13 protein-coding genes are annotated in these 18433 nt (G+C 42.3%); 6 read left to right on the top strand and 7 right to left on the bottom strand.

Annotation, left to right across the window (positions count from 1 at the left end; translation table 11 throughout):
- Nucleotides 1–411 precede the first annotated feature (411 nt).
- The 5 genes from AB1A65_RS15510 to rlmB all read left to right on the top strand — a co-directional run bounded on the left by AB1A65_RS15510 (nt 412) and on the right by rlmB (nt 10678).
- On the top strand, nt 412–3663 hold the full coding sequence (locus AB1A65_RS15510; RefSeq protein ID WP_366590841.1) for a SusC/RagA family TonB-linked outer membrane protein: 3252 nt from the start codon (nt 412–414) through the stop codon (nt 3661–3663).
- 22 nt (nt 3664–3685) lie between these two features.
- A complete protein-coding gene (locus tag AB1A65_RS15515) occupies nt 3686–5416 on the top strand; it encodes a SusD/RagB family nutrient-binding outer membrane lipoprotein (RefSeq protein WP_366590842.1) in 1731 nt (576 codons plus the stop codon).
- A 29-nt stretch (nt 5417–5445) separates the two neighbouring features.
- A complete protein-coding gene (locus AB1A65_RS15520; protein ID WP_366590843.1) occupies nt 5446–6369 on the top strand; it encodes a hypothetical protein in 924 nt (307 codons plus the stop codon).
- Nucleotides 6370–6571: 202 nt separating this feature from the next.
- A complete protein-coding gene (locus tag AB1A65_RS15525; protein WP_366590844.1) occupies nt 6572–9910 on the top strand; it encodes a VCBS repeat-containing protein in 3339 nt (1112 codons plus the stop codon).
- Between the two features lie 36 nt (nt 9911–9946).
- Nucleotides 9947–10678, top strand: coding sequence for a 23S rRNA (guanosine(2251)-2'-O)-methyltransferase RlmB (rlmB, locus tag AB1A65_RS15530; protein ID WP_366590845.1), 732 nt, complete (start codon nt 9947–9949; stop codon nt 10676–10678).
- Here rlmB and AB1A65_RS15535 read toward each other — a convergent pair.
- Nucleotides 10675–11406 carry a rhomboid family intramembrane serine protease gene (locus tag AB1A65_RS15535; RefSeq protein ID WP_366590917.1) on the bottom strand — a complete coding sequence of 244 codons (732 nt, stop codon included), beginning with the start codon at nt 11404–11406 and terminating at the stop codon, nt 10675–10677. The two genes, rlmB and AB1A65_RS15535, sit on opposite strands and share 4 nt — an antisense overlap.
- A 119-nt stretch (nt 11407–11525) precedes the next feature.
- On the opposite strand from AB1A65_RS15535, the gene AB1A65_RS15540 reads away from it, so the two are divergent.
- The gene (locus tag AB1A65_RS15540) at nt 11526–12803 is read left to right on the top strand and encodes a replication-associated recombination protein A (protein WP_366590846.1); all 1278 of its coding nucleotides are present in this window, start codon (nt 11526–11528) and stop codon (nt 12801–12803) included.
- On the opposite strand, the gene AB1A65_RS15545 is transcribed toward AB1A65_RS15540, so the two are convergent.
- The 6 genes from AB1A65_RS15545 to radC are packed head-to-tail and all read right to left on the bottom strand — an operon-like array spanning nt 12800 to nt 18407.
- Nucleotides 12800–13648 (bottom strand): hypothetical protein, encoded by an 849-nt coding sequence (locus AB1A65_RS15545; RefSeq protein ID WP_366590847.1) that lies wholly within the window; start codon nt 13646–13648, stop codon nt 12800–12802. The genes AB1A65_RS15540 and AB1A65_RS15545 overlap by 4 nt on opposite strands.
- 13 nt (nt 13649–13661) lie before the next feature.
- Nucleotides 13662–15116 carry a DUF5723 family protein gene (locus AB1A65_RS15550; protein ID WP_366590848.1) on the bottom strand — a complete coding sequence of 485 codons (1455 nt, stop codon included), beginning with the start codon at nt 15114–15116 and terminating at the stop codon, nt 13662–13664.
- The gene (locus AB1A65_RS15555; protein WP_366590849.1) at nt 15113–15661 is read right to left on the bottom strand and encodes a hypothetical protein; all 549 of its coding nucleotides are present in this window, start codon (nt 15659–15661) and stop codon (nt 15113–15115) included. The genes AB1A65_RS15550 and AB1A65_RS15555 overlap by 4 nt, the downstream gene beginning before the upstream one ends.
- Before the next feature lie 56 nt (nt 15662–15717).
- Nucleotides 15718–16407, bottom strand: a complete 690-nt coding sequence (locus AB1A65_RS15560; protein WP_366590850.1) for a YjjG family noncanonical pyrimidine nucleotidase — start codon at nt 16405–16407, stop codon at nt 15718–15720.
- Nucleotides 16400–17695, bottom strand: coding sequence for a polysaccharide deacetylase family protein (locus AB1A65_RS15565; RefSeq protein ID WP_366590851.1), 1296 nt, complete (start codon nt 17693–17695; stop codon nt 16400–16402). Before AB1A65_RS15565 ends, AB1A65_RS15560 begins: the two co-directional genes overlap by 8 nt.
- Before the next feature lie 13 nt (nt 17696–17708).
- Nucleotides 17709–18407: a DNA repair protein RadC gene (radC, locus tag AB1A65_RS15570; protein ID WP_366590852.1), complete on the bottom strand. Its 699-nt coding sequence runs from the start codon at nt 18405–18407 to the stop codon at nt 17709–17711.
- Nucleotides 18408–18433 lie beyond the last annotated feature (26 nt).

Raw genomic sequence — 18433 nt, forward strand, 5'->3', positions numbered from 1 at the left:
CAAAGTCCGCCAAGCCCCTAATAATTAATCAAAATAAAATGATTGTTTTCAAATTTGACTTTCAATGAAAATAATCCCCAACATATTGTTAAAATCAAAAAATATACCAAACACCGAAAAAAAATAAATTTAGAAAAGCATCATATATTAAGGTATATCTATGCAGCGACACAATTAATTTCTTTCAAGCACAAAGACCGTGTTACAAAACGCCCGTTCCGCCGCGGAATACAGCTTTTTTTTAACAACACTTAATTTTTATAGGGTAAAATTAACAAGTCCTTTAAATAGTCAGGCTGATTTTATGGTTCTTGCATTTGCTAACATCATCTTAAAAATTTAGTAAAATTAGTTTGGATTATTAACATGAAATTATGATTTTAGCGGCTAGCTAATTCAAATAATTTAAAAATGAGAACAAAACTTAATGGATTGTTAACGCTGTTATTGGCGTTTGTTGTGCATGTATCCTTTGCACAAGACAAGACGATTACAGGTACTGTTACGGATGCCGATGGCCTTCCGTTGCCTGGGGTCAACATTGTCGTCGAAGGGACCACCAACGGTACCCAAACGGATTTTGATGGTAACTATTCGATCAGTGCAAGTCAAGGTCAAACACTACTTTTTACGTATATAGGGCAAAGACCTACCAGTAGACCTGTTGGTGCAGGAAGTGTGATCAATGTTCAGATGGAAGAGGACACCCAAGCCCTTGAAGAGGTTGTTGTAACTGCCCTTGGTATCAAAAGGGAGAAACAAGCCTTGGGGTATGCGGTGGCCGAGGTAAGCTCTGAACAATTGGAAGAAAGAGCCGAAGGTGATTTGGGACGTGTCCTAATGGGTAAGGCCTCAGGGGTGAACATCACCCAGCAGAGTGGTCTATCCGGTTCGGGTACCAACATCATCATTCGTGGTTTCAACTCCTTTAGCCAAAGTAACCAACCCTTGTTCATTGTGGATGGTGTTCCGTTCAACGGAGACACAAACTCTTCTGGTAGACAAGGTAGCCGTCAGGATTTCATCAACGGTAACAACGGTTCCAGTAGGTTCTTGGATTTGGACCCGAACAGTATAGAGAGCGTAAACGTACTGAAAGGTCTTGCAGCCTCTACATTATATGGATCTTTGGGTAGAAACGGTGTGATTTTGATCACCACCAAAGCAGGAGCAGGGGGAGAAGGAGCCAAGAAGACCGAAATCACGGTCACTTCTTCCATGTTCTTCAATGAAATTGCTTCAAAACCAGAATATCAAGATGAGTATGGTAACGGATTTGACCAAGCCTTCGGATGGTTCTTCAGCAACTGGGGGCCAAGCTTTAGAAGAGAGGGTCTTGCCGGTTGGGGAAATAGCCCTTCATTCGATTCAAACGGAACACTGCCCCACCCATATTCCACTTCAACATCAGCTATTCAAGCAGCCTTTCCTGAATTTCAAGGTGCCCGATATGAGTGGAGACCTTATGATAGTTTCGATAACTTCTTCAAGACAGGTACGGTCACCAATACCTCCATCAATATTGCAGGGGCTTCCTCAGATGGAAAGGTTTCCTACAACGCCAACTATGGTTATTTGAAAGATCAAGGATTTACTCCTGGGAACAGTTTGAACAGGAACAACTTTGGCATTGGAGGTAGAGCGGTATTGAGCAACAAGTTCACCGTTTCCGGTACCCTTAACTATGCGCGTACCAAGTTCATCTCCCCTCCTGTGGCTTTGAGTCAGGGTAACGGTGCTACCGGTAGCGGTTCTTCCGTGTTCGGGGATCTGTACTTTACACCACGTTCCGTGGATGTCCTTGGCCTACCGTTCCAAGACCCAATTACTGGAGGTAGCGTGTACTACCGCCAGAACAACTCCATCCAGCACCCATTGTGGACCGTGAACAACTCCGGTACACAGCAAGAGACAAACAGGGTGTTCGGTAATATGGGATTACAATACGACATTAATGAAAACCTGAACATTGTATATAGGTTAGGTATTGATAATTATAGTGAGAACAACCTCAATTACCAGAACAAAGGTGGTGTCAATAGTAACAGTAACGATATCAGGTTACAGAGCGGTATCTACGAAACTTGGAACAACACTAACACCATATGGGACCACAACTTTGCCATTAACGGTGACTTTGATCTGACCGAGACCGTGGGAAGTACGTTCAACATTGGTTTCAATGGCAGAAGGGAAATCTTCAATCAATCTGGTGTTTCCAGCGATGGCCAACAGGTGTTCGGAGTGCTTCGCCACTTCAACTTCTTGAACCAAAACGATATTCAGCTTACTTCAGAGCGTAACGTGATTGGGCTTTATGGTCAGGCAGAATTTGATTACGACAACTTTGTGTTTGTTACCCTAGCCGCAAGAAATGACTGGGTATCCAACTTGGACAAAGCCAATAGATCTTTATTCTACCCCAGTGCGAGTTTGTCCTTTGTTCCAACAACTGCGTTTGACGGATTGAAGAGCGACGTGTTGAACTACCTTAAGGTAAGAGCTGGTTACGGAACCTCAGCTGGTTTCCCAGACCAGAACTCAGATTCCTACCCAGTTGCTTCAAGACTTGCTTTGAACACACAGGATTTTCAGGACAATACTGGAAGGAACATTGTGACCAATACAACGCCGTTGACATTGGGTAATCCTGATCTTAAACCTGAGCAAGTTTCAGAGATTGAGCTCGGGATTGAATCGAGATGGTGGGACGGCCGCATCACTTTGGACGCTTCCGTTTACCAAAGAACAACTACAGATTTGATCGTGAGCCAACCCTTAGATCCTGCTTCTGGATATTTTAGGACTTCCACAAATGTCGGTGAAATCAAAGGTGAAGGGGTAGAGATCGATCTTGGATTGAATTTGATCAGAAGCGATAGCGATGGTTTCAACTGGAGATCCAACGTTAACTTCAGTGCCACTGAGACCACCGTGGAAGATTTGGGTCAGGATACGGACCTTATCGTTTACTCTGGTTTTGGCAACCTTGGTAACGCGGCCATTGAGGGAGAACCTTTAGGAGTTTTCTATGGTAGCCGAGTGCTTAGGGACGATGCCGGCAACTTAGTGGTCAACTCTGCTGGTGACTATGTTCAGGATTCACAGGATGGAATCATCGGAGACCCTAACCCAGATTTCATGGCAAACTTCATCAACCAATTCTCTTTCAAGAACTTCAATTTTGGTTTCCAGTTCAACTGGACCCAAGGAGGGGATATCTACTCCAGTACCATTGCTACGTTATTGGGTAGAGGTTTGATTGTTGAGACCATTGATAGGGAGAACACGTACATTCTACCCGGTGTAAAACAGAGCGATGGATCAGTGAATGATATTCAGATAAACAACTCGGATTATTTCTTTAACAATGTTCTTTTTGGTCCCAGCGAGCTTCAGGTTTACGATGCGACCATGTTGAGGTTGCAGGAAGTTTCCTTAGGCTATTCAGTTCCCAAAAAGTTCTTGGACAGAACACCATTTGGATCATTGTCCTTCACGGTTTCTGGGTTCAACCTATGGTATGACGCCATTAACACACCAGATGGTGCCAATATGGATGTTAACACTTCCGGTACAGGTGTAGGTAACGGTTTTGGGTTTGATTTCTTGAACGGACCTAGCTCTAGAAGATATGGATTCAGTGTTAAAGTAACATTCTAAGATGAAAAAAATAGTTATAAAAATGAAAAACATAAGCACATATATAGCATCAGCCTTGCTCGTAGGGTCATTGATGGTATCTTGTGAGTCCACTGAACTGGATCTTACACAGGACCCTAACTTTTTGACGCCCGAACAGGCAAGCCCGGATTTCTTTCTGAATTCCATTCAGGAAGATTTTGCAAGACAGATAGATGGGGAGGCTACCGGGGATCCCAACGATAACTTTACTACAGGTGGTAATGTCACCGGAGATGGGTTTTCCATCTTGGGAAGTGAATTAACACGATTAATGCCTTACAACTCCCGTGATTATCGAAGTGGATATCAGGATATTGACACCGATGACGAATGGGACAACGCCTATAGGGGCATCCTCTTTGACATCCGTTTAATGAATGCATCAGCGGAAGAGGCTGGCCTCACAAGACACATTGGAATTGGCCAGTTCATAGAGGCCTACACCCTTGTTACCTTGGTGGATTTCTTTGGCGACGTTCCTTATTCAGAGGCTGTGCAGGCTCCAGAAATTTTAAATCCTACTTTGGATAGTGGAGAATCGGTTTACGCAGCAGCACTGTCCCTTTTGGATCAAGCTATTGTAAATTTCACAAATACTACCGCAGCCGTTCCGCCATTGGATTATTTTTATAATAATGACTATTCAAAATGGGTAAACGCTGCAAATACCTTGAAGTTGAAAATCTATGTTCAGACCCGTTTGGTGGATCCATCTGCAGCCGCCAGCTTCAATGCCATTATTAACTCTGGGAATTACATCACGGATACTGCCGATGATTTCGACTGGTTCTGGCCAGGCACTAGTGCTTCTCTACCAGATACCAGACATCCAAACTATGGCATCAACTATGCTTCCGCGGGTGCATCACATTATGCATCTAACTGGCTGATAAACCTTATGGATAATTCTGATGATCCCAGATTGAGATATTATTTCTATCGTCAGACTTTAGATGTCCCCGGTCAAGATGGTGTCGCTCCAAATGAAGAGTTGCTTACATGCTCCTTGCAGACGCCTCCTACCCATTATGTAACCGGAGGGTTTACCTTCTGCGCATTGCCCAATGGATATTGGGGCAGGGATCACGGAGATGACGAAGGTATTCCACCAGATGGTCTCTTGAGGACTACTTTTGGAGTGTACCCAGCTGGAGGTCGTTTTGACGATGACACTTTTGATGCTATCGCCCAAGGTAATGATCCGTTGTCCTTTGGTGCCGGCGGAACAGGTATCACACCAATTTTGGATGCCTTCATGGTTGATTTCTGGAGAGCTGAAATGGCCTTGGCCGCTGGTCAACCTGGTGATGCAGCCACTCATCTAGAAAATGCTTTGACCAAGCAAATTGCCAAAGCACAATCTTTTGTTTCCAACGATACAGGTGCTGATCTTTCATTTGAGCCTACGTCCACAGATGTCACAGACTTCATCAATGCCACAGTGGCAGCCTTCAATGGTGCTACTGGTGATGACCAATGGGATATATTGGCTGAGCAGTTTTTGGTCAGTCATTATGGTAACGGTATCGAGACCTATAATTTTTATAGGAGAACAGGATATCCAAGCACACTGCAACCCAATAGGGAGCCGGATCCAGGGGCATTTATGCGCTCCATGTACTATCCTAACCAGGCTGTGAACAGTAATCCTAACATTACACAAAAATCAGATCAGTCTGTTCAGGTATTTTGGGATACTAACCCAGCTACTGGGTTTCCATTTTCCAATTAATGAAAGCGATGAACGTTAAAATTAAAAACATGAAAAATTTGAAAAAACATATAACACTGCTTTTTTTCGTTTGCATTGCTTTTTCCTGTAGCGAAGAGAAGCTTATTGATGAAGTATACGAGGGCACTACCAGAGGGCTCGTCCTTAGGACAGTTGGTTCTCTCGGTGTGGAATATGATATCAACAACCCCGACTCTGTCTGGGGAGTTACCCTCGAAGTTCAGGATGAAGAAAACGGGGCACTACTTTCCGAAGTGAATGTATATGTCACCTATCAAGATACGGATGTTCCTGATGGGGGAACAGATGTAACAACTCCAGAAGCATTAGCCATGACCGTTCCTGCTTCTAATTTTACGCCTGGCGGGGACTTTGGTCTGCCCAGGGGAAATATCTCATTGACTTATGCGGAGGCCATTGCCGCTACGGGTATTGCTGATGCAGATATTGAAGGAGGGGATATATTTCTCATTCGCTTGGAAGCTGTTCTTACTGACGGTAGGACTTTTACCAACGACGCCAATGGTACGGTAACGGGTGGAACCTTTTTTAGATCCCCCTTCGCCTACACCTCAGCCATAGTTTGTCCTCCAGTCCCCCCAACAGCGGGAACTTGGACCATCAATATGCAGGATTCCTTTGGTGATGGATGGCAGACCACAGATGGTAATGCTGGAGATCCGGTTACCGTAACCTTGGATGACGGCACCGTTATCGAGTTCGGAATGTGCTCACCTTATGAGGCTTCAGCTTTTACCTGTACTCCAGGTACCGATTCAGCATCAACAACCATTGAAATCCCCGTGGGCACCACTACAGCTGACTGGTATTTCCCCGGAGACTTTTATGGTGAAATTTCTATGCAAATTTACACACCCAATGGAAACTTGGTTGGCAGTGTAACTGCTGGTACAGCTGCTGGTCCAATTACAATAGATTTCTGTAAGCCTTAATTACATAGGCTAATAGATCATAAATTAAAAGCCACCTCAATTGAGGTGGCTTTTTTCTTAAAGTTGGGCCAAGCACCTCTTCCTTTCCAACTTTCACATGCGTCTTAATACTTGTTTAATAATTGATTATCTTACCTTTGTAGGGTCATAATTCACAAAAAAAAATTACACAGTTACCATTTTCCCAAACATTTTAATTCTTATGACCAATTTTATTCGCGTATTTCTAATAACCATGTTTATAATGGGTTGTGGGAGGTTAGAACAGAACAAAGAAAGTACCCCACCAAATACAGGTCAGGTAAGTAAGGAACCCATATTCCAAAAAATAAGCACACAACAAAGCGGCATCAACTTTTCCAATACCATTACCCATGATGTAGCCACTCTTAACAACCTCTTTGACTATGATTATTTCTATAATGGTGCAGGAGTGGGCGTGGAAGACCTGAACAATGATGGACTTTTGGATGTTTTTTTCTCAGGAAACCAGGTCAACAATACCTTGTACTTTAACCAAGGTGACCTTCACTTCAAAGATGTCTCCCAAACAGCAAATATTAATAAAGGTAAGGTCTGGTCCAACGGGGTGACTTTTGCAGATGTAAATGCTGACGGATGGATGGACATTTATGTTTCCCAAGGTGGACCCAATCCCCGGGATAAACGTAAAAATCTTTTGTTTATCAATAAGCAAGATGGAACTTTTGATGAAAAAGCAGAGCAATATGGTTTAGCCGACATGGGAATCAGCACACAGTCTGTGTTTTTTGATTTGGACAGAGACGGAGACCTTGACTGTCTCGTCATGAATGAAAATGAGCTATATGGCATGGACCCCATAACTTTCAACCATTACGTCAATTCTGATGAAGAGACCGCTTATTTCAACTCATCACACCTGTACAGAAACGACGGTGGGGTTTTTACAGACATTACTAAAGCAGCAGGACTTCATAAACCCATTTTTGGATTGGGTCTTGCCGTTTCGGACATCAACGAAGACGGATGGATGGACATCTACATGGCCAGTGATTATTATCTGCCAGATGCTCTGTACATCAATAATCAAGATGGAACATTTTCCGACAAAATTAAGGAGGCCACAGACCAAATTTCATTTTATGGGATGGGTATAGATATTGCCGACTTGGACAACGATAATCTCCAGGACATCTTTGTGCTTGATATGGCCGCCAACGACCATGTTCGTTCAAAGACGCTAATGGCTTCCATGAACACCAAACGGTTCGATTATTTGGTGAACAAGGCAGGGTACCATTATCAATACATGTACAATTCCCTCCAAAAGAATATGGGTCGGAATACGTTCAGTAATATTTCACAGCTATCCGGTGTGGCCAATACCGATTGGAGCTGGTCCGTGCTTATGAACGACTTTGACCTCGATGGGCATAAGGAAATCCATGTTACAAATGGGTATCGACGTTATGCACTGGATAACGATTTACAAATGAAGGTGTTTGAAGCTCGACAAAAATACGGCCAGAATGTTCCTTTAGAGGTAAAACAACAACTCTATGAATCCATGCCCTCAGAAAAACTCCCCAATATTATGTATAAAAGGAGCTCCGAGCTCATTTACGATGATGTTTCCAAAGACTGGGGCTTGGCGGATTTTTCATTTAGCAACGGTGCCGCCTCCGGAGACTTGGATAATGATGGGGATTTGGACATCATCATCAACAATATGGATGAAGCCGCATTTGTGTACAAAAACCTTTCGGTAGAGGAAGAAAGAGGTAACTACCTGAAGGTTGTCACCAAGGGTGATTCTTCCGAAGAGTTTGCCAAGGTAAAAATCACTTCTGGTGGTAACTCCCAAATGATTGAGGTAAAACGAGTGCGCGGTTACCGTTCTGCTCAAGAGGCCAAAGCCTTTTTTGGGTTGGCCCATCAAGAAACCGTAGATACGGTGTCAGTATATTGGAAATCGGGCAAAATGGAACAAAAATTCAATGTTCCGGCCAACTCCACACTTACTTTCAACGAAAACGAGGCTACCCTACCCATTCCTTCCACCTCGGAAAAAGGAAAATATTTTGTCAATGTTGATGTCAACACCGTGGGGTTGGACTTTGTTCATACAGAAAATGTGTATGACGATTTTGAAACCGAGATACTTCTCCCCTATAAACAATCCAATCTAGGGCCGTTTATCACCAAAGGTGACATCAATGGTGATGGATTGGAAGATATCCACATAGGTGGTGCTTCTGGACAACCAGGACAGCTCTATGTACAATCCAGCAGAGGATTTTCCAAGTTAAGTTCCACTGCCCTATCCAATGATGCCCAATATGAGGATATGGAGTCCGTATTTTTCGATTTTGACGGGGATGCTGATATGGACCTTTACGTTGTCAGTGGAGGAAACGAGTTTGCTGAAAACTCTTCTTACCATGCAGACCGAATCTATATTAATAATGGCAAAGGGCAATTTGAACGGTTGAATAGTGATGCACTGTCCAAACTTCCCAAAAATGGGAAATCGGTAGCCATCATAGATTTTGATAAAGATGGCGACAACGATATTTTGGTAGGCAACCGTGTGGTTCCCAAACAATATCCCAAACCTCAGACATCAACCTTATTGGAAAACAGGGACGGTGAATTGGTAGATGTTACCGAGCAGGTTGCCCCAGAATTCAAAGATTTTGGTATTGTCAATGACATTCAGACCACAGATGTGAACAATGATGGTTGGCCCGATTTCATTGCTGTGGGCGAATGGACCGGAATTGGTGTTTTTGTAAATGAGCAGGGTAGCTTCAAAAATATTGGCAATGAAGACTCTATGCTCAATGAAAATGGATGGTGGTTCTCCGTGACCGAGACCGATATCAACAAAGATGGCCTTAAAGATTATGTTGTTGGAAATGTGGGTCTCAACATTAAGTTCAAGGCTTCGGAAGAAAAACCATTCAAGGTTTATGCCACCGATTTTGATGAAAATGGCACAAATGACATTGTTTTGAGCAAAAAGTACCAAGGAACCTATGTTCCCGTTCGTGGGCGTGAATGTTCATCACAACAAATGCCTTTTATCAAGGAGAAATTTCAAACCTACTCCGAATTTGCCAATGCCAGTTTGGTAGACATCTATGGCGAAAAACTGAAAACTTCGTATGAAAGCACGGTTACCGAACTAAGGTCCATCGTATTGATCAACAAGGGCAATCTTGTTTTTGAAAGGCACATCCTTCCTGTTGCAGCACAGGCCATTCCCCTACTGGATTGCGCTGTTATGGACATCAACAATGATGGATATGAAGACATCATCGCCGTAGGCAACATCTATGAAACCGAAGTAGAAACCCCAAGGCTGGATGCTCTATCTGGCGTAATTTTGCTTTCTAACAGGAAAGACGGTTACATTAGCGTTTCCCATCCAGATTCTGGACTTTATATGAACGGAAATGTGAAAAGTGTGGAGCTGATATCCACTTCTAATAACGGAACCCTCATCTTAAATTCCACAAATAATGGCCCTGTTGGTGTTCACAAGGTTACTTCGTAATATCTTTGCGGCACCCAAGCAATTGAATTTAAGGAGATGAGTGACCAGATTTATGGAATTAGGGCGGTATTGGAGGCCATAGAGGCCGACCAGCCGATAAACAAGATTTTTCTACAAAGAGGACTTAAGGGAGAGCTTTTTAAGGAGTTGGAATCGACCATCCGTAAAAATGGTGTGAGTGCTTCCTACGTACCTATTGAAAAGTTAAACCGTCTTACCCGGAATAACCACCAAGGGGTGGTGGCACAAATTTCACCAGTACAGTTCCAAGATTTTGAACCTTTAGTCGAAAAAATCATGGAGCAACAAAAAAAACCTTTTTTCCTGTTACTGGACCAGGTTTCGGATGTCCGTAATTTTGGCGCAATCATCCGTACTGCGGAATGTTGTGGGGTCCACGCCATCATTGTTCCCAAAAGTGGGGCAGCTCCCATTACGGATGATACGGTAAAAACATCGGCAGGAGCAGCATTCAATGTGCCCATTGCAAAGGTAGATCACCTTAAGGATGCCATATTTTATTTACAATCCTCGGGAATTACAGTAGTAGGTGCCACCGAAAAGACGGATGATGAAATCTACACAGTGAATTTTAATCAGCCCTGCGCCTTAGTAATGGGTTCCGAAGACCGGGGCATATCCCCTTCCATTCTTTCCATTTTGGACCACACTGCCAAGCTCCCTCTTTTGGGAAGTATTGGTTCTCTTAATGTTTCCGTGGCTTGTGGAGTGTTCCTTTATGAAGTGGTTCGGCAACGAAAAGCCTAAGTGTCTGTTTCGCTGTCTTTTTTAAAATGATATTTTATTTGGATGTGATTTTCAGGCTCCTCTTCAGTGGATTCAATAAAATTGCCATCCTCATCAAAATGTTTTAGGAAAGGGTCGTTCTCCTCATTGTAATCCTCTTGTTCCCAATCGTACTTTTTTTCAACGGGGACCTTCACTTTTATCGCCAAAGCCAACAAAAACCCCGTGATAAAACCTGCCAGATGCCCTTCCCACGAAATATTTTCTTTTACAGGAAAGATATACCACAACATGCTTCCGTAAATAAACACAACCACCAAGGACAGCGCTACCAACCTAAAATGTTTGGCAAAAACCCCTTTAAAAAAAATAAAGCTTGCTAAAACGTAAATAACCCCACTAGCCCCAATATGGTAGGACGGACGAGCAATCAACCAGGTCAACAGACCAGAAATCAGAATACCAAAAACATACACCCTAAAGGCAGCTGCTTGATAAAAATAGACAAGAAATGCCGTCAATATGGCCAAAGGAATGGTATTGTTGTATAAATGCTCAACAGAACCATGAATGAATGGGCTAAATGCCACTCCTCTCAATCCAGACAGCCTTCTTGGGTAAATTCCATAGTCATTAAAGTTGATTCCCAACTTTACCTCAACCCAAAATACCGTCCAAATGGCCAGCATGGCAAATAATGGTGCTAAAACAACCCCATTGGAAAATTTAAAATGCTCATTGGCTTGCATGTGCTTCATATAGCAATTATCTGACCACAGACATGAATTTACACAAATTGTCAGGTTTGTTGAAAACGACTGCGAACAGAAGGTCTTCATACCTCTAAAATTGTCTTATTTTTATCCGTATGAATGAACCCTTGGCAGAACGTATACGCCCCAAAACATTAGAGGATTACATCAGTCAGCAGCATTTGGTGGGATCTAGTGGTGCGTTGACCAACCAAATAAAAAATGGTGTTATTCCGTCCTTGATTTTCTGGGGGCCACCCGGTACGGGAAAAACTACCTTGGCCAATATTATTGCTAGTGAAAGCCAACGCCCTTTTTATACCCTAAGTGCCATTAGTAGCGGCGTAAAAGATGTTCGCGAGGTCATTGAAAAGGCCAAACAGAGCGGTGGACTGTTTACCGCCAAAAATCCCATTTTGTTCATTGATGAAATCCATCGCTTCAGTAAATCTCAGCAAGATTCGTTATTGGGCGCTGTGGAAAAGGGCTGGGTAACTTTGATAGGTGCCACTACAGAAAACCCAAGTTTTGAGGTGATTCCAGCACTTTTATCAAGATGTCAGGTCTATATTCTTAATCCGTTTGACAAGGAAGACTTGGAAGCCCTATTGCACCGTGCCATGCAAACAGATGCTTTGTTGAAAGACAAAAAAATCAATCTGAAGGAAACCGAAGCACTGCTCAGGCTTTCTGGTGGGGATGGCAGAAAATTATTGAACATTTTTGAGCTTATTGTAAATTCAGAAAGTACTCAAGAAGTTGCCATTACCAACGATTTGGTGCTCAGCAAGGTGCAGAAAAACACAGTGCTTTACGACAAAACGGGGGAGCAGCATTATGACATTATCTCGGCGTTTATAAAATCGGTTCGAGGAAGTGACCCAAATGCCGCTGTCTATTGGTTGGCACGAATGATTGAAGGCGGTGAGGATGTAAAATTCATAGCCCGAAGAATGGTCATTTTAGCCTCTGAAGACATTGGCAATGCAAACCCAACAGCACTCGTGTTGGCCAACACCACATTTCAGGCGGTAACGGCGGTTGGATATCCTGAGGCACGAATCATTTTAAGTCAATGTGCCACCTATTTGGCCAGTTCACCTAAGAGCAATGCGAGTTATGCCGCCATTAACGAAGCGCAACAAAAAGTGCGATTGACCGGGGATTTATCGGTGCCATTGGCCATTAGGAATGCTCCAACCAAATTGATGAAAGACATTGGGTATGGTCAAGGCTATCAATATGCCCATGACCACGAAAATAACTTTGCTGATTTTGAGTTTCTGCCCGAGGAGATTTCGGGAACAGCTTTTTACCGTCCAGGGAATAATCCCAGGGAAAACGCCATGCGGGAATTTCTAAAAAAACGCTGGAAGGACAAATATGGGTTTTAGAACTTAATGTTGAGTTCCTTCAATTTCTTTTCTCCATCTTCACTATATTCCAAAAACCACTTTCCATCTTTTTGCAATACCACACCACTGTTTCCTTGGTAATCGGTCAAAAATACATTCTCAATGGAAGTTGACACAAGCTTCATCACCACCTTTGGGGTGCTGTCCACCAATTGATATCCATTTTCTATGGGCTGGGCATAGAGCATACTGGAAGTAATCATTGGCTGCTCAGTTTTTTCTACTGCTTTTGTAAAATTGGAAGTTTCTGGTTCAATGGTTTCATAACTTTGATTTTCCAATGTGGCTTCCTGTTTTACGACTTCGGTTTCCGTTTTTTCTTCCAGTTTCTTCACATCATTTCTATAACTGACGATGACAGTTTGTGGCTCGGTCTGTTTTTCCTCCCCTTTTTTTGGGGAGTACGCATAGTTTATCCCATCAAAAGAAACAAAGGCCTTCTCCAAAGCATCCTTGTACGCAGCCGTGAACTCTTTAATCTTACTTTTTCCTTCCTGAGTCCTGTAAACTTCAACAGACTGACAGTTTTTTAGAATAACGGTAACTTTTGTTGAAAACATGGATGAATCATCCGATAAACTTGCCAAAAGGCCCAAACATCTGTTATTGGCCAAATCTTCGGGCAATTCATCATCATAAACAGGGGTAAAACCCTTTTGGGTGAACAAATATTTGACCATGGTGCTGGTCATATATTGGTTTTCCTTTTTAAACGTTTCAAACTTTTTGGGAACGATGATATATTTATAATCGTTCAACTGCCCTCGCATGGTAATGCTTGCCATAAAAGCAAACAATACTACAATCAATACTCTTTTCTTCATACAATGTGATTCCTCAATTACTGTTCCAAGATATGATATTAAATCCGAACAATAAAGAGGCGTAATGGCTATCGGCCACATTACGATAACTTAAAAGGTTATCCCCCATCACATAAAAATTGATGGGTCCTGCTTGCAAATTAAGTCCCAACCCAACATTTGCCAAAGAATATTTGTCAACCGTATAGGTAGTTTTTAAAGAAAGTACCCTTCCAAATCTCCGTTGATAAAATCCAGTCAAAGCAGCTTGAATACCGCGGGGGCGTTTCATCATAAAGAGTTGCCCACCGACACTGTTTCTATAATAATCCCTGTTGGTTCCACCGCCTGCATTAATGCCACAACCACAATTTTCAAAACGGTTTCCGCCTTCGCCAAAATCATACCGTATGGAACCATAAACTTTGACAGGCCTGAAGGAAATATAGCCTTCTGCATTCTCTTCATAGGGTAGGGCCTCCTCAATATCATCCACCAGTTCTTGCCATAGGTCATTGTCAACATTGTCTATGTCCTCTGGGATAAACACCGTAATTCCTTCTGTGTTTGCAGTGCCTTTAAGGGTATAATTCTGAATGTCTTTGGACTGATAAATAAAGCCAAAGTCCAGAATACTTGCCGTAATTGTGGTCTGTGGATTCAGGTTATAACTGAAACCACCATCGAAACCTAGGCCAAGGTTGCCTCCAAGAAGCACACGCTTGGTAAAAAGTGAAGGAAATTCGTCTCGTGCACTAACAGAATCATCATCCAAAATGTCGAAAAATTCCTTTATCCCCGCTGTACGCAATTGCATATCTGCCGACAATGTGGTTACATGGATGTTGTTCTGTCCTTGCGTTGTTCTAAACGACCCTACATTGCCTGTGGATTGAAACTGAAAGATGCTCGAGTATAATTTTGCCCTTCCTCCAACGGTAAGAGTATTGCTTATTTTACGGTTGATTCCAAAATGGAATACGTTTACCATTTCACCTCTTAGACTAAGATCTCCTAAATCAAAACTCCTACCTATGTTGGCTCCTCCATTGCCTTCAAACGCTAAAATGGCTAAGTCTCTGGGCCAGTACACAATAATATCCGTTTCACCGTACATGCCAAACGTATAATAGTCATCTGGTCGATTTCGACCTCTAAATCCTATATTAAATCCTTCTATTTGACTTGTAGTGCTAAAATCGTCCTTACGGGTCATGGCATCCAAGACGCGTTCCCGCACCTTTGTGGCAAAATCTATACCGTCATTGGCAAAGAGATCATTGACGGTTACGCCACTGGTCCCCGCTTGAAATGCCAATCCAGAAATAAGCGGGATGCCGGTGTGCCATTTTTCCGAGGTCTTAACCCCTGGGTTTACCATTAAAGATTGAGGAATCTCATAGAAATCGTATAGCAATTGCTTGTTTTGGGCGCAAACGGATGCGCTTACAAGAAATGCGAGATAAAAGAACGTCTGAATTCTTCTCATTTTAGGCGAAATATGAATTCAGCAGCCGAGCGCAAGATTACTTTGGGATCGGGATTGTTGGAAACAGTAGTATCATCACTGAGGTTGCTTCCAGTGACCCTTAGACCACTTGTGGCTGACAAAATAGCCAAGTTTTTCCCTGTTGGACCATAGGCCACTTCTCTCGTAGAGGTTTCAGGAAGATTAGGGTCTATGTCGAAAAATTCGGTATCCAAGACGTTATCGTTATCATCTAAAAACTCAATGGAAACCTGTAGGTTTTTGCTGGTGGTATTTTCAATCTCATAAGTTATGGTTCCTTCCAAAAGCCGTTCAGAAACAAACTGCTCGTTAAATGCATCAAAATTTACGGTTTGGTAGTAAAATGGGCCGGAGTTAACCGCATTGATGGATTCCTCATCAGACTCCAAATAAAAAATACTGGAGGCCACCGTGGGGGTTATGGATAGATCATCAAACTGATCAAAATCTTGCTCCTCCGAACAGGATTGTAGCACAAAACAAAGAATTAGTCCACCGAGCATGTGGAAGAACAACCGTTTCATATATCAAAAGCATTTCTTTTACAAACAGTAGAAGTGGACCATACCCTACTATAACTCTATAAAATGCGTTTTATTTCAATCAAATTGTTAATCATAATACTATGATCATGATCGGGCTCCCTATTGCTATTGAAGTGAAGTACTTGCATGCCCATACCCTTTGCTCCAAGTATATCGGCCTCTAAACTGTCGCCCACCATAATGGTGTTCCTGGGCTCGACCTTAGCCTTGGTGAGGGCCAACTCAAAGATATAAGGGTGTGGTTTCTTTACGCCTGCCATTTCCGAGTTGATAATTTGATCGAAGTAATGGTGGATATTACTCCCAATCAGTTTTTTCTCTTGCACTTCTTGGAAACCATTGGTAATGATATGTAGGCGATATTTTGGCGATAGGTATTCCAAGATTTCGAGAGCATTGGGCACCAAGTATGTAAACGAGGAAAGGTTTTCAATATATTCATGGGCCAAAATATGGATGATGTCATCCGACACTACCGCTCCTATTGCATCGAAAGTTCTGCGCAAGCGTTGAAACCGAAGCTCCTCCTTTGTTACCCTGTTTTCCCGATACAATTTCCAATACTCCAAATTGATGGGGGCATAAACGCCCAAGAAATCATCCAGAGTCACCTTGACCGAGTGGTCAAAAAGAATCTTTTCAAAGGTAAGGGCTGAGTTCTTTTCAAAATCCCATAGGGTGTGGTCCAAATCAAAAAAGATGTCCGTTACACGATGCTCAAACATAGTAACGCTTTAAAAAGGATTGATATAGTTCCATCCAGTCCAAGCTGTGCCTGCTTCCCAAAAGCTCATTGGAAAATATGATGATGAAATCACCATTGACCTGTTTTACGAGTCGATACATCCTATCCATTTTTTCAAAAATCTCTTCCCTGTTTTTATAGTTCACCAATGCATAGTCGTGCATGGCAAAAGGATGTACTTTTAGGGGTTGTTTCACCTCCATGTTGATATCATAAAAATGAAATGGTGTACAGGTTCCTGCCCTAAAACCAATCTCGTGGGTGTATCCCATTGAAAAGTCGTCCGTAAACTCGGTTTCCACCAAATTACGGTATGTGGTGGGAACACTGACCCGGTTATACCGAAGCCTGGAATAACTAATGGGCCTGTTGATAAGATTGCTCAAACGTTTCTTTTCTTCCTGCAAAACCGATTTGTCCGTGGACGAAAGAAAAGATGTACTCAGAGAAACCACGCTGTAGTCGGCAACAGACTTTATTAAATACCTGAACTTATTGTTGTTAGGGGAAATATTCTTATCGTGTGCAGAATGCTTGGCAAACTGAAAAAAGAACATGGTCTTTATCGGAAATTTTTTGTGGATGTCCACCAGTTCATAGAAATTATCGTAAGGATCTTGTTTAACGCCCAGAAGCACCAAAAATCTATCGGCTACACTCCTAAATTTAAAATTCCCCAAATCCAAAAGAAAACCTCCTATACTCCTGGTTAAACCCCGCATTGCATAGCAATGGGAGGTAGTTACGTTGATGATGGAGGTGAAACTGTACGCCCGTTCTTTTTTCTTTATATCTGGAAAACGCTCTTTGAGCATCTCCAACAACTTATGTGCCCATAAATCAACCACGGGAAGTTCCAAAAATTTGTTTTGATAAGCGATACTTTCCTTCACTGGAAACCGGCCCACACTATCCTTAACATGGGGCAAATATTCTTCGTATCGACTTAAAAGAAAGAAACTAGCTGAAAAAATATCGTACGGAACCGTACTTTTTTCCCCACTTGCAAAAAAACATGGAATACCTTCCCAATCGGATACCTTTATATCCAAGTCATTAATTCCCTGCTCAAACAACAAATCATTGCTCCTAACAAAAAATTCGTTTTGCAAGGGTTGCTTTGAGTAGGTCATTTTTGGCCCCGAATGCTTGATGAAGTCTTCTACCTTGGTCGTAAAGGCGATTTCAATACCCAGTATTTTCTCAAAAATATGCCTTGCCGTATAGGTAAGTCTATTGGTAACCTTATGGGTAAAGAGTAATAGCATAAAATTGAATCAACTATAGTATTCCTTGGTCTGCAAAGCTAAAATAATGGTGTTGGGCCAAAATTATATGATCTAATATTTTAATATCCAAGGCCTCCGAGGCTTTTTTCAACTTTTGGGTGATCTGTTTATCAGCAGCACTTGGTTTTAACGCACCTGATGGGTGGTTATGTGCCAGTATAATACCAACTGCACCCAAATCCAAAGCTTGTTTAAGCACCAACCTTACATCAACCAAAGTGCCTGTAATGCCTCCTTTGCTCAACTGCGATTTATGGATGACTTTATTGGAATTGTTCAAATAAACAATCCAAAATTCTTCATGTTGCAATTCGCCCATCAAAGGATAGAGCAATTCAAACGTATCCCTACTACAAGAAACCTTGGTTATTTTTTGGGCCTCCTCTCCTCTACGCCGCCTACCCATTTCCAAAGCTGCAGCAATGGTAACGGCTTTGGCCTCACCAATACCCTTGAATTTTTTTAATTGATTCACGGTAAGCTTTCCCAATTCATTCAAATTATGGCCTACCGAGGCCAAAATTCGTTTAGAAAGTTCAACTGCGCTTTCATCCCGGTTGCCGGAACCAATAAGAATAGCAATAAGTTCTGCATCGGAAAGGACAAAACTTCCCTTTTGCACCAATTTTTCCCTTGGTTTATCATCATCTGCCCAATTTTTGATGGAAAAGGAAACCGCTTTTTCTTGCATGCTTTAAAGATAGGAGATTAAATTTA

It is taken from the genome of Allomuricauda sp. ANG21, from assembly GCF_040705235.1.
GTDB lineage: Bacteria > Bacteroidota > Bacteroidia > Flavobacteriales > Flavobacteriaceae > Flagellimonas > Flagellimonas marina.

Bases quoted from the DNA above. Each gene is read 5' to 3' on its own strand.
- AB1A65_RS15545 (WP_366590847.1), bottom strand. From the start codon at position 13,648: ATGAAGAAAAGAGTATTGATTGTAGTATTGTTTGCTTTTATGGCAAGC.
- AB1A65_RS15540 (WP_366590846.1), top strand. From the start codon at position 11,526: ATGAATGAACCCTTGGCAGAACGTATACGCCCCAAAACATTAGAGGAT.
- AB1A65_RS15515 (WP_366590842.1), top strand. From the start codon at position 3,686: ATGAAAAACATAAGCACATATATAGCATCAGCCTTGCTCGTAGGGTCA.
- AB1A65_RS15550 (WP_366590848.1), bottom strand. From the start codon at position 15,116: ATGAGAAGAATTCAGACGTTCTTTTATCTCGCATTTCTTGTAAGCGCA.
- radC (WP_366590852.1), bottom strand. From the start codon at position 18,407: ATGCAAGAAAAAGCGGTTTCCTTTTCCATCAAAAATTGGGCAGATGAT.
- AB1A65_RS15535 (WP_366590917.1), bottom strand. From the start codon at position 11,406: ATGCAAGCCAATGAGCATTTTAAATTTTCCAATGGGGTTGTTTTAGCA.
- AB1A65_RS15555 (WP_366590849.1), bottom strand. From the start codon at position 15,661: ATGAAACGGTTGTTCTTCCACATGCTCGGTGGACTAATTCTTTGTTTT.
- AB1A65_RS15560 (WP_366590850.1), bottom strand. From the start codon at position 16,407: ATGTTTGAGCATCGTGTAACGGACATCTTTTTTGATTTGGACCACACC.
- AB1A65_RS15525 (WP_366590844.1), top strand. From the start codon at position 6,572: ATGACCAATTTTATTCGCGTATTTCTAATAACCATGTTTATAATGGGT.
- AB1A65_RS15520 (WP_366590843.1), top strand. From the start codon at position 5,446: ATGAAAAATTTGAAAAAACATATAACACTGCTTTTTTTCGTTTGCATT.
- AB1A65_RS15510 (WP_366590841.1), top strand. From the start codon at position 412: ATGAGAACAAAACTTAATGGATTGTTAACGCTGTTATTGGCGTTTGTT.
- rlmB (WP_366590845.1), top strand. From the start codon at position 9,947: ATGAGTGACCAGATTTATGGAATTAGGGCGGTATTGGAGGCCATAGAG.
- AB1A65_RS15565 (WP_366590851.1), bottom strand. From the start codon at position 17,695: ATGCTATTACTCTTTACCCATAAGGTTACCAATAGACTTACCTATACG.